Below are 12,017 nucleotides of genomic sequence, written 5' to 3'. Positions count from 1 at the left end.
GGCGATACACCGGTCTCGGCTCCCGGAGTCGGCGAACCGATCACCCTCCGACGGCGGGTTCCGCCGTCTTGATGGTGACCGACGTCAGGAGGCGCTCCAGGGCCGCTTCGACGTCTTCCTTCCAGCTGATGGCGGTCCGCAGCTCCAGCCGCATCCGCGGCCACTTCGGGTGCTGGCGGACCGTCTTGAAGCCCACCTGCTGCAGGAAACCGGCCGGGATCACGCAGCTCTCGGCCTCGCCGGTCAGATCGCCGAACGCCTCGACCGCCTTCACGCCGCGCCGGGTCAGGTCCTTGGCGACGTCTGCTGCACCAGGACGCGGCCCAGGCCGCCGTCCTCGAACTCGGGCGTGACCTTCAGAGCCGTGAGCAGCACGGCATCAGCGCTCACCGGGGCGGTCGGGAAGGACGCGGCGCGCGGCACGGCGGCGGGAGGCGCGTAGATCGCGTACCCGGCCGGGACGCCGTCGACGTAGATGAGACGGCCGCAGGAGCCCCACTCCAGCAGCACGCTGGAGACCCAGGCCTCCTTCTCCAGCTCGGTCTCGCCGAACTCCTCCGCCTGCTCCCTGATGTGCGGCGCCAGCTCCCAGTAGACGCACCGGCGGCACTTCGGGGGCAGGTGGTCGAGGTTGTCCAGCGTGACGCCGACCACGCGTCGCGACACCTGACCTCCTGGCAAGCCGCACCAACCCGCGCTCTGCTCGGCGGGAGTACCGCCAGAATAGGCCGCTCACCTGCCCGACGGGAAGCACCGCTACGCACCCGGAACTTCTCGATGGGGTGAGATCCCTAACCGCAACCGAAACATGATCCACGGGCGGACGAGCGCGACCGGGACCAACCTGATGTTCCACGTGAAACGACGACAGCACAGCCCGCGGCCGCCAGGCGGCCGACCAGCGCCGACGAGAGGCCTGTTACACAGGCGATACCGCACGACGATAGGGCCTATAGAATCGCCCGAATCTTGGTGCGCCTAACCGAAACGGGAGCGCGATATGTCGGATCAAGGAAGCCAACCGGACCAGCCTGACCAGTCGCTGGACAAGGCCGCCCGCAACCTGGACGCCTACCGAGCTCGCTACGCCGAGCGCACGGCCGGGATGACCGCCTCCGAGATCCGAGCTCTCTTCGCCGTCGCCAGCCGCCCCGAGGTGGTCTCGTTGGCGGGCGGCATGCCCAACCTCGCCGCCCTCCCGCTGGACTCGCTGGCCACCGAGGTCGCCCGCCTGGTGTCCGAGGACGGGCAGGTCGCGCTGCAGTACGGCTCCGCGCACGGCGTGCCGGAGCTGCGCGAGCAGATCTGCGAGGTGATGGCCCTCGAAGGGATCAGCGCGCACCCGGACGACGTGGTGGTGACCGCCGGTTCCCAGATGGGCCTGGACATGGTCACCCGCATCTTCTGCGACCCGGGCGACGTGATCCTGGCCGAGGGCCCGTCGTACGTGGGCGCGCTGGGTTCCTTCGGGGCCTACCAGGCCGAGGTCGTCCACGTGGCGATGGACGACGACGGGCTTCAGCCGGAGGCGCTGCGCCAGGCGATCGACGAGGTCGGCAAGCAGGGCAAGCGGATCAAGTTCCTGTACACGATCCCGAACTTCCACAACCCGGGCGGCATCACGCTGGCGGTGAACCGGCGGGCGGAGATCCTGGAGATCTGCCGCCAGGCCGACATCCTCGTGGTCGAGGACAACCCGTACGGCCTGCTCGGCTTCGACGGCAAGCCCTACCCGGCGCTGCGGAGCATGGACCCGGACAACGTGGTGTACCTGGGGTCGTTCTCGAAGACCTTCGCCTCGGGCCTCCGCGTGGGCTGGGTGCTCGCCCCGCTGGCCATCCGGGAGAAGCTGGTGCTCACCGCCGAGTCCGCCACGTTGTGCCCGCCCACGTTGAACCAGATGATCGTCTCCCGATACCTGTCGACGCACGACTGGCAGGGCCAGATCAAGATCTTCCAGGAGCAGTACCGGGAACGCCGGGACGCGATGATGGCCGCGCTGGAGCAGTACATGCCTGCCGGGTGCACGTGGACCAAACCCGAGGGCGGCTTCTTCGTCTGGCTGACCGTGCCGGAGGGCGTGGACACCAAGGCGATGCTGCCGCGGGCGGTGACCCAGCGGGTCGCCTACGTGTCGGGCACCGGCTTCTACCGCGACGGCTTCGGCAGCAGGCAGATGCGGCTGTCCTACTGCTACCCGACGCCGGAGCGGATCCGCGAGGGCGTGCGCCGGCTCGCCAACACGCTGTCCGAGGAGATGGAGCTGGTCCGCACCTTCGGTACCGTGCCGCCCAGGAGCGTGCCGGGCCCGCAGGCGCCGTCGCCCGACACCGCGTGAGTTTTCCCCATCCACACGACCGGTCCACTGCGCCTCTCCGGGTGCGGTGGACCGCTACTTTTCCGAGGTGCTTGAAGAGTGTCTGATCGCTGGGTTGCCGTGCTCGCCGGTGGGCTTTCGCACGAGCGCGACGTGTCGCTGCGTTCCGGCCGCCGGCTGTCCGCCGCGCTGCGCTCGGTCGGCATGACCGTGGCGGAGTGGGACGCGGACGCGCGCCTGCTGTCGCGTCTCACCGAGGAGCGCCCGGACGCCGTGGTCATCGCGCTGCACGGAGGGGAGGGGGAGAACGGTTCGGTGCAGGCCGTGCTGGACATGCTCGGCATCCCCTACGTCGGCACCGGGCCGCACGCCTCGCGTCGCGCCTGGGACAAGCCCACTGCCAAGGCTGAGTTGGCCCGTGCGGGCCTGACGACGCCGGACTGGGTGGCTCTCCCGCACGCGACCTTCCGCGAGCTGGGGGCCCAGCACGTGCTCGACGCGCTCGTCGGCAAGCTCGGCCTCCCGCTGATGCTCAAGCCGGACCAGGGCGGCTCGGGGCTGGGCGCCCAGGTGGTGCGGGACGCCGAGGGCCTGCCGTCCGCGATGGTCGGCGCGCTGTCGTACGGCGACGCGGTGCTCGTCGAGCGCTTCATCGAGGGGACCGAGGTCGCGATCACCGTCGTCGAGGGACCGGACGGGCCGGAGGCGCTGCCGGCCGTCGAGATCGAGGCCGCCGACGGCGTCTACGACTACACGGCTCGCTACACGGCCGGGCTCACCAACTACCGGGCTCCGGCCGACATCTCCGCCGACACGGCGGCGGCCGCGGGAGAGCTCGCGATCGCGGCGCACAAGCTGCTCGGGCTCCGCGACATCTCCCGGACGGACGCGATCATCGACACCGACGGCGTCCCGCACTTCCTCGACGCGAAGGTGTCGCCGGGACTCACCGAGACCTCGCTGCTGCCGATGGCGGTCGAGGCGGCCGGTCGGTCGCTCGGGGAGACCTACGCCGGACTCGTCGAGCGGGCGATCAAGCGCGGCGCGTGACTCGCGCCTGTTTCACGTGAAACAAAAGCGGCGGACTCCGCGGAGTCCGCCGCTTTTTCGTCGGTAGCCGATCGTCACCGAGATCGGCTCATGTGATGACGGAACGTCATCGTCACCGTGACGTAAAGCCCTGGTGTCATTCCTCGCTGATTCCGCGGGCTTCCTGACCCAAGATCATCTCCGCGATGCGCTCAAGATCATCGACCGACCCGTACTCGATGGTGATCTTGCCCTTCCGGGTCCCGCGGGTCACCTTCACCTTGGTGTCGAAGTGGTTCGCGAGCCGATCCGCGAGCCGATCGAAGCCGGGGGCCTGGATCGGCTTCTTCGCTGCGGCCTTCTCCTTCGCCGGGCCCTCGGACTTCTTCAGCGTCACCTGCTCCTCGGTCGCGCGGACCGACAGCCCCTCCGCGACGATCCGCTTCGCGAGGTCCTCCTGGTGCCCGACGTCCTCCAGGCTCAGCAACGCGCGGGCGTGACCGGCCGAGAGCACCCCGACCGCCACCCGGCGCTGCACCTCCAGGGGGAGACGCAGCAGCCGGATCGTGTTGGTGATGACCGGGCGGCTCCGCCCGATCCGATCGGCGAGTTCGTCGTGGGTGACGCCGAACTCGTCGAGCAGCTGCTGGTAGGCGGCCGCCTCCTCCAGCGGGTTGAGCTGCACGCGGTGGATGTTCTCCAGCAGCGCGTCCCGGAGCAGCGCGTCGTCCTTGGTCTCGCGGACGATCGCGGGGATCTCCTCCAGACCCGCCAGCTGCGAAGCGCGCCACCGGCGCTCGCCCATGATCAGCTCGTACTGATCGTCCTCGATCTCGCGCACCACGATGGGCTGCATGAGCCCGAACTCGCGGATCGAGTGCTCCAACTCGTTGAGCGCTTCCTCGTCGAAGACCTGACGAGGCTGCTTCGGGTTGGGAGTGATCGACGCGATGGGGATCTCTTTGTACACGGCACCGGCGACGGACCCCTGCACCGTCTCCTCGGTTTCACGTGAAACAGGGGAGCTCTGCTCGGGAGTTCCGTACGCCGGCCCACCGCGAACCCCGGACGTCACCCCGCCCAGCGTGGCGCCATCGGCACCCGCCGGGGGAGCGCTCGGGATCAGCGCGGCGATACCGCGTCCCAGACCACCTCGTCGCTCGGTCATGCTGTCTTCCTTTCGGCACCCCGCTCCGCGATCTCTCGCGCCGCGTCCAGGTAGCTCATCGAGCCTCGTGATCCCGGATCGTAGGTCAGAACCGTCTGACCGAAGCCCGGAGCTTCAGAAATCTTCACGCTACGCGGGATCACGGTCCTCAGGGTGAGATCACCGAAGTGACCTCGCACCTCGGCGGTGACCTGATCCGCGAGCTTGGTGCGACCGTCGTACATGGTCAGCAGGATCGTCGAGACCCACAGCGCCGGGTTCAGGTGCGACTGCACCAGCTCGATGTTGCGGAGCAGCTGGCCCAGGCCTTCCAGCGCGTAGTACTCGCACTGGATCGGGATCAGCACCTCGTGCGCCGCGACCAACGCGTTCACCGTGAGCAGGCCGAGCGACGGCGGGCAGTCCACGAAGACGTAGTCGAAGTCCAACGCCTCGACCGCTTCGGCGTTCAGCGCCTCCTTGAGGCGGCCCTCGCGGGCGACCATCGTGACGAGCTCGATCTCCGAACCCGCCAGGTCGATCGTCGCGGGCACGCAGAAGAGGTTGTCGGACTGCGTGCTCTTGGCGGCCGCGTCCGCCACGCTGATCTCGCCGAGCAGCACTTCGTAGACCGACGGGACGCCACCGCGGTGCTCGACGCCCAGCGCCGTGCTCGCGTTGCCCTGAGGGTCGAGGTCGATCACGAGCACCTTGAGCCCGTGCAGCGCGAGACCGGCCGCGAGGTTCACCGTGGACGTCGTCTTGCCGACGCCGCCCTTCTGGTTGGCCACCGTGATGATCCGCCGGTTCTTGGGCCGGGGGAGGTCCAGCTCGTCGGGGTGGAGGACGCGCGTCGCGCGCTGCGCCTCCTCCATGATGGGAGTCCAGCCGATGTCGTCCCGGCCGAAGCTCATGGCGTTGCTCTCCGGGCCGGAGGGGAATCGCATGGCGCCCATCGCGCGCCCCCTTGTTTCACGTGAAACCCGACCCGCTCCGTTTTCCTCCGGATTCACCGTCCACGTTCCTTTCTCGCTCGACGTGCGTCACGACGCCGACCGGACGAGGTTCGGGCCGCCGCGACCCGCTCCACCACGACAACGGTCGTCGGCACCTCCAGTGCGCCGACACCGCATGATTTGACTTCGCCACGACCGCCACCGGCCGCGGCGATCGCCGCCGCATCCCGTTCGAGTTCCTCGGCCGCGCTTTCGCCCTTCATGGCGAGGAGGAGGCCGTTCTGTCGCAGCAGCGGGAGAGACCACTTCGCGAGCCGTTCCATCGGCGCCACGGCGCGCGCGGTCACGACGTCCTGATCGGCCAGTCGTTCGCGCACCGGACCCTCCTCGGCACGACCACGCACCACCTCAACGGTGAGTGCCAGCTCGGTGATGACTTCCTGCAACCACGTCACCCGCCGAGCCATCGGCTCCAGCAAGGTGAGGGTGAGATCCGGGCGAGCGATCGCCAACGGGATGCCCGGCAACCCCGCCCCTGAGCCTACGTCGACAACCCGGCTTTCAGGGGGGAGCAACTCCGCAATCACAGCAGAGTTCAGCAGATGTCTTTCCCAGAGTCGATCCAACTCGCGGGGACCGATCAATCCACGGCGGATTCCGTGCTCCTGGAGTAACTCGGCGAACCTCTCCGCCAGCTCCACCCGCTCACCGAAAACGACCCGCGCCGCCTCGGGCACCCCTGCGGTCAAGACACTCACCCCGCTGTTTCACGTGAAACCGAAGACTTCGCGTCTAGCCTGCCGGATCCACATCCAGCGTCATGCACCAACCCGCAGTTTCACGTGAAACACGCCGAACGAGTCCAGCGAACGCACCAACCATTCAGCCAGACCAGAGTTGCAAAACCATCGCGCCAAGACCCCAGGACCGCAACCAACCCAACCGCCGAAGGCGGTTTCTCAGTACCACGCAACCGGCGAAGCCGGTTTCTCCTTACCCCACCTGAACAACCGGCACCGCCGCGGGTTCTGACACGTCTTCTGGGGAGGACAGCCGACGTGCCGTGCATCGGCATACACAAGCCTCGGATCCCGGAGCCAGAAGGCGTGTCAGGTTCCGCTTCTGGCACCGCCAAGCAGGGTGGCCACAGAGTTCTTGATCAGTAAACCGGACCAGGACAAAAAGGTGTCCCCACCGGAACAGCCCGGTAGGGACACCAAACAGGGGAGTGAAAGATCCCTAGCTCTTGAAGATGACGACCTTGCGGTTGGGTTCTTCTCCTTCGGACTCCGAGTGCACCCCATCGATCGCCGCCACGGCATCGTGGATGATCTTCCGCTCGAACGGCGTCATGGGCCGGAGCCGAGCGGCCTGCCCGGTCTTGAGGACCTCCTCGGCCGAGGACCGGCCCATCTCCGACAGCTCTTCGCGTCGACCGGCCCGCCAGCCGGCGACGTCGAGCATGAGGCGGGACCGCACGCCGGTGTCCTGCTGGACGGCGAGGCGGGTGAGTTCCTGCAGCGCTTCCAGCACCTGGCCGCGGCCCCCGACGAGCTTCTCCAGGTCGGATCCGCCGTCGATGCTCACCACCGCGCGACCGGCCTCGACGTCGAGGTCGATGTCGCCGTCGTAGTCGAGCAGGTCGAGGAGCCGTTCGAGGTAGTCGCCGGCGATGTCGCCCTCCTGCACCAGCAGGGCCTCGGTGTTGGACACCTCGGCCGAAGCCGCCTCGGGGGAGGACTCGTCGGTGGCGGGGGAGTCGGTGGCCTCGGCGACGGCCGGGCTCTCCTGCACAGTTTCAGACACTGGGTGTCTCCTCTCCAGGGGTTCGTGATGCGGTCAGCGGGTCTCGCCCGGCTTGTCCGCATCGCGAGCGCGGTCTTCGATCACCCCGGGGATCTCACCGGGTTGGTCAGCGGACGCCTTCTCAGCGGTGGTGTCGCCGGTCGTCGACTCGACGGTCGACTCCACGGCGGCGGATTCGACGACCGCGGGCGCGTCAGCGGACGCAGCCTCCTCGCGATCGATCCGGCGGTACACCACTCGTTGCTGTCCCAGCGTCCAGAAGTTGTTGGCGAGCCAGTAAATCAGAATGGCCAGCGGCAGGAACGGACCACCGACGATAGCGAACATCGGGAAGATCCACAGCATCAGCTTGTTGGTCATCGCCGCCTGCGGGTTGGCGGCCGCGTCGGCGCTCTGGCGCTGCAGCGAGTGCCGGGCGGTGAAGTGGGTCGCGATCGCGGCGGCGATCATCAGCGGGACGCCCACGGTCATCATGGCCACGCGGTCGGTGCCGAAGGTGGCGAGCAGCTCGGGCGCCTGGCTGATGGTGTTGGAGAGCTTCGCCCCGAACAGGTCGGCCTCGACGAAGGAGGCGACGTCGGCCGCGTTGAAGACGAAGTTGCCGGGGGCGCCGGGCTTGAACCCGTTGAGGACGTGGAAGAGGCCGATGAAAACCGGGATCTGCACGAGCATCGGCAGGCAGCCGGACAGCGGGTTGAAGCCCTGCTCGGTCTGGAGCTTCTGCATCTCCGCGGCGAGCTTCTGCTTGTCGTCGCCGTGCTTCTCCTGCAGTTCCCGGACGAGGGGAGCGAACTCCTGCATCTTCTTCATCGACCGCACCTGGTGCACGAACGGCTTGAACAGCAGCGCGCGCAGCGTGAAGACGAGGAAGATCACCGAGAGCGCCCAGGCGAACCCGCTCGACGGTTCGAGCACGTACCCGAAGACCTTGTGCCAGAACCAGAGGATGGCCGACACGGGGTAGTAGATGAAGTCCAGCACGCGGGCTACTCCTCGGCGGGTTGGTCGGGAAGGCGAATGCCGGCTCGCCGCTCACGGGGTGGTGGGACCGGGTCCAGTCCTCCGGGGTGCCAGGGTCCGCAGCGCAGGAGCCTGCGGAGGGTGAGCCATCCGCCGCGGAACAGCCCGTGCGTGGTCAGCGCCTCGACGGCGTAGGCGCTGCAGCTGGGGTAGAACCGGCACATCGGCGGCAGCAGCGGGGAGATGACCTTGCGGTAGGCGTGGACGGGGCCGAGCAGGAGCCACGCGGGCGCACCGGCCTTCCGACCCGCAAGACTTTCGTCATGCGTATCGTCATGCCGACTTTCCGGTGCCATCTCCTACAACCCCGCCATCAACCGCTGTCCGGGCCCTCCAGGTACCGAACGCGAAGCTTCTTCAGCGCCGCGTCGATGTCCGATCCCAGCTCTCGGCTGGACGCGTCCGCTGCCGGGGGCAGCGCCCGGACCACCACCAGTGTGCCAGCGGGCAGGTCGGGGAGGCGGTCTCGCATCAGGTGCCGCAGACGGCGGGCGACGCGGTGGCGGACCACCGCCACGCCCACGGCCTTGCTTACGACAAAACCCACCCGGGTCGAGGCAGTCGAGTCCCGGGTGGGTGCCGTATTAGCTTGAGCCTCCGGCCGGGCCTCACTCACTCGAGCCCGGTACTGGTCCGGGCGCAGGACGTGAACCACCAGTCGGGGACGTCCGGCCCGACGACCACGACGGACCACCAGGCGGAAGTCCTGGTTCCTGGTCAGCCGGGCTGCCGTGGGAAGCACGGCCGGACGCGATCAGGCAGACAGCTGCGCGCGGCCCCGGCGACGGCGCGCGGCCACGATGGCCCGGCCGGCGCGAGTGCGCATGCGCAGCCGGAACCCGTGCTTCCTGGCACGGCGGCGGTTGTTCGGCTGGAAAGTGCGCTTGCCCTTGCTCACGGTCGGATCTCCCGGTTACTACAGGCACCGATGGTCGCTTGTGAACCACGGTTCGGTCTTGGTGTCCCCGGTTCTTCAACCCGCAGGTCCGCAGGTGCGGACCGAGAGCCGCAAGGCCGGGCGTGATGTCGGCGCGCCGACATGCCCGCTGCACAAGCGGGGGACTGTAAGAGGGTACGTCAGAGCCAACAGCGGGTGCACAGCCGGGGTGGCTTCCAGCGGTCTCGGCGCCATAACGAAGGCCACCGGTCCCGGCGAAGCGAGGTCGCCGGGTGAAGATCCAGGTCAGCGCAGGTGATCGGATCACCGCTCGTCGACGCACAACAGCCTGCCACATCACGATCACCGGGAAGCCCCCGGGATCTGCTTGTGGCGGCGCCCGCCGCTTGTTAGCGTGCCTCCCTGCGATGGCGCGGCCGGTGGGTGGGAGCATCGGTCGGCAGTCAGGGGGACTGACCTCGATCGCAGTGGGTACTACGGCCCCAGGGGGAGACACCGGAGCGGCCTGCCGTACCTTCATACACACGTTGTGGACAACTCTGTGGACACGTGTGTCCATCGAGTCGCCCACCTGTCCCGTGGTACCCGCTGCCCGTGCAACTGTGAGGGCTGGGGACCCGGGTCGCAACCGGGGAGCATCAAGCGAGGGGAGGGGAGCAGGCGGTGTCCGACCACCAAGCCGATCTCGGTCGAGTTTGGGAAGAGGTGGTGCAGGAGCTGTCCTCCGGCACGCTCTCGCCGCAGCAACGCGCGTGGATGCGGGTCACCCGCCCCATCGGCCTGCTCGACGGGACCGCGCTGCTGGCCGCTCCGAGCGACTTCGCGAAGGAAGCCATCGAGCGCGCGCTGCGCGACCCGATCACCGATGCCCTGTCCCGCCGCCTCGGCCGCGACGTCTCGCTGGCCGTCAAAGTCGACACCGCGGTGCCCGCGCCGACCCGTCCGGTCGCCGCGCCCGCGCCGGAGACCTGGAGCCCGCGCGGCGGGGACGAGCAGTCCCCGGCCGGCTACATCTCGGTGCCCGGCTTCGGCGGCGACAGCTCCTACGGTCACACCGCCCACACGGGCTCGATCGGGCACACGGGCTCGATCCCGATCGTGCCCAGCACGCCGGACACCCGGAACACCCCGGAGCGAGCGCCGGAAACGCGCAGCTCGGAGGGGCAGGGCAAGCACGCCGCGCCGGAACCGCACCCGGCTCCGGCCGCCAACATCGACTTCCCGACGGCCGAGTTCAAGTGGCCCAACGGGGAGATCCCCAAGCCGCCCGCGGCCAAGCCGGAACCCGAGGGGGAGGCCGAGGCGGACGCGGTTCCCGAAGAGGAGCCCGCCGAGCAGGAGGCTCCCGAACCCGCCGAGCAGGCCGCCGACGAGGGCGTGTGGCCGACCTTCGGCCGAGGTCAGGGGGCCCAGAGCGGTCCCGGCGGCCAGAACGGCCCGGGTGCCCAGAACACCCCGGGCGTGCAGACCTCGCAGACGATCCCGTCGGCCGAGCCGCAGCAGGGCCAGCCGTTCACGGCGCCCAAGCACGCGCCGCCGACGTCGCAGACCAGGCTCAACGCCAAGTACACCTTCGACACCTTCGTGATCGGTTCATCGAACCGGTTCGCGCACGCAGCCGCGGTCGCCGCGGCCGAGGCGCCCGCCCGGGCGTACAACCCGCTGTTCATCTGGGGCGAGTCGGGTCTCGGCAAGACGCACCTGCTGCACGCGGTCGGGCACTACACGCAGCGGTTGTTCCCGGGGATGCGGGTCCGCTACGTCTCGACCGAGGAGTTCACCAACGACTTCATCAACTCGCTGCGCGACGACCGGCAGGTGGCGTTCCAGCGCCGCTACCGCGACGTCGACGTGCTGCTGGTCGACGACATCCAGTTCCTGGAGGGCAAGGAAGGTACTCAGGAGGAGTTCTTCCACACCTTCAACACGCTGCACAACTCGAACAAGCAGATCGTGGTGTCGTCCGACCGGCCGCCGAAGGGGCTGCGCACGCTGGAGGACCGGCTGCGCACCCGCTTCGAGTGGGGCCTGATCACCGACATCCAGCCGCCCGAGCTGGAGACGCGGATCGCGATCCTCCGCAAGAAGGCGGCCCAGGACCGGATGAACGCGCCGGCCGACGTGCTGGAGTTCATCGCTTCCCGCATCGAGCGCAACATCCGCGAGCTGGAAGGCGCGCTGATCCGGGTCACGGCGTTCGCGTCGCTGAACCGGCAGCCGGTCGACCTGCAGCTGGCCGAGATCGTGCTGCGCGATCTGATCCCGGACTCGCAGACCCCGGAGATCACCGCGCCGACGATCATGGCGGTGACCGCGGACTACTTCGGCGTGACCATCGACGACCTGTGCGGACCGGGCAAGACGAAGGCGCTGGCCCAGGCTCGGCAGATCGCGATGTACCTGTGCCGGGAGCTGACGGACTCGTCGCTGCCGAAGATCGGCCAGTACTTCGGCAGCCGTGACCACACCACCGTCATGTACGCCGACAAGAAGATCCGCAAGGAGATGGCCGAGCGCCGGCGCGTGTACGAGCACGTCCAGGAGCTCACCGCCCGCATCAAGCAGCAGTCCCGCTGAACCACCGAACCTCGCCGAGGGCAACCGCCGTCCGAGTCGTCCTGCGTCCGCTTCCGCGCCGCAGGCCCGCTCCGAGGCGTTCAAGCCAACTCTCTGACCTGCACTTTTACACCGTCAGCCGCTCATTTGGCCGCTGACGGCATTTTTCGGGTCCCCCGGTGTGATTCCCTGGCCCGCGCGCGCTCGAACTTTCTGGTAGCGCGGCCTGCTCCGAGCCACCCGCTCCAGCAGTAAAGTTCCGCCGCCACGACGCGCCCCCACCCCCGC

Annotated in this window: 11 protein-coding genes and 1 pseudogene; 3 read left to right on the top strand and 9 right to left on the bottom strand. The window is 68.7% G+C overall.

All coding sequences use genetic code 11. The features are described from left to right. Positions 1-40 precede the first annotated feature (40 nt). A pseudogene (locus tag REH65_RS17560) lies at positions 41-666 on the bottom strand (GNAT family N-acetyltransferase). A gap of 334 nt (positions 667-1,000) precedes the next feature. Between REH65_RS17560 and REH65_RS17555 the strand changes: the two are divergent. Continuing rightward, positions 1,001-2,338, top strand: a complete 1,338-nt coding sequence (locus tag REH65_RS17555) for a PLP-dependent aminotransferase family protein (RefSeq protein WP_281457612.1) — start codon at positions 1,001-1,003, stop codon at positions 2,336-2,338. A 78-nt stretch (positions 2,339-2,416) separates the two neighbouring features. Continuing rightward, positions 2,417-3,367, top strand: a complete 951-nt coding sequence (locus REH65_RS17550) for a D-alanine--D-alanine ligase (RefSeq protein WP_281457613.1) — start codon at positions 2,417-2,419, stop codon at positions 3,365-3,367. A 136-nt stretch (positions 3,368-3,503) separates the two neighbouring features. Here the strand turns inward: REH65_RS17550 and REH65_RS17545 are convergent, their stop codons facing one another. From REH65_RS17545 to rpmH, 8 genes are all read right to left on the bottom strand, one after another. Then, a complete protein-coding gene (locus tag REH65_RS17545; protein ID WP_281457614.1) occupies positions 3,504-4,514 on the bottom strand; it encodes a ParB/RepB/Spo0J family partition protein in 1,011 nt (336 codons plus the stop codon). Continuing rightward, positions 4,511-5,440 (bottom strand): ParA family protein, encoded by a 930-nt coding sequence (locus REH65_RS17540; protein WP_281457632.1) that lies wholly within the window; start codon positions 5,438-5,440, stop codon positions 4,511-4,513. The genes REH65_RS17545 and REH65_RS17540 overlap by 4 nt, the downstream gene beginning before the upstream one ends. Positions 5,441-5,502: 62 nt before the next feature. Continuing rightward, positions 5,503-6,198: a 16S rRNA (guanine(527)-N(7))-methyltransferase RsmG gene (rsmG, locus tag REH65_RS17535; protein WP_281457615.1), complete on the bottom strand. Its 696-nt coding sequence runs from the start codon at positions 6,196-6,198 to the stop codon at positions 5,503-5,505. Positions 6,199-6,688: 490 nt separating this feature from the next. Further along, complete coding sequence (locus REH65_RS17530; RefSeq protein ID WP_406688347.1) at positions 6,689-7,255, bottom strand: protein jag; 567 nt, start codon at positions 7,253-7,255, stop codon at positions 6,689-6,691. Between the two features lie 33 nt (positions 7,256-7,288). Next, positions 7,289-8,236, bottom strand: coding sequence for a membrane protein insertase YidC (gene yidC / locus REH65_RS17525; RefSeq protein WP_406688346.1), 948 nt, complete (start codon positions 8,234-8,236; stop codon positions 7,289-7,291). Positions 8,237-8,241: 5 nt separating this feature from the next. Further along, positions 8,242-8,571, bottom strand: coding sequence for a membrane protein insertion efficiency factor YidD (gene yidD / locus REH65_RS17520; protein WP_406688345.1), 330 nt, complete (start codon positions 8,569-8,571; stop codon positions 8,242-8,244). Between the two features lie 17 nt (positions 8,572-8,588). Continuing rightward, positions 8,589-9,017, bottom strand: a complete 429-nt coding sequence (rnpA, locus tag REH65_RS17515) for a ribonuclease P protein component (RefSeq protein ID WP_406688344.1) — start codon at positions 9,015-9,017, stop codon at positions 8,589-8,591. 12 nt (positions 9,018-9,029) lie between these two features. Further along, positions 9,030-9,173: a 50S ribosomal protein L34 gene (gene rpmH, locus REH65_RS17510; RefSeq protein ID WP_125092573.1), complete on the bottom strand. Its 144-nt coding sequence runs from the start codon at positions 9,171-9,173 to the stop codon at positions 9,030-9,032. A 663-nt stretch (positions 9,174-9,836) separates the two neighbouring features. Here rpmH and dnaA point away from each other — a divergent pair. Further along, on the top strand, positions 9,837-11,750 hold the full coding sequence (gene dnaA / locus REH65_RS17505; RefSeq protein WP_406688343.1) for a chromosomal replication initiator protein DnaA: 1,914 nt from the start codon (positions 9,837-9,839) through the stop codon (positions 11,748-11,750). The last annotated feature ends 267 nt before the right edge of the window (positions 11,751-12,017 follow it).

Source organism: Saccharopolyspora sp. ID03-671, assembly GCF_045278815.1.
In the GTDB taxonomy this organism is placed as follows: domain Bacteria; phylum Actinomycetota; class Actinomycetes; order Mycobacteriales; family Pseudonocardiaceae; genus Saccharopolyspora; species Saccharopolyspora ipomoeae.
This window is presented reverse-complemented; position numbering and strand designations above follow the sequence as displayed.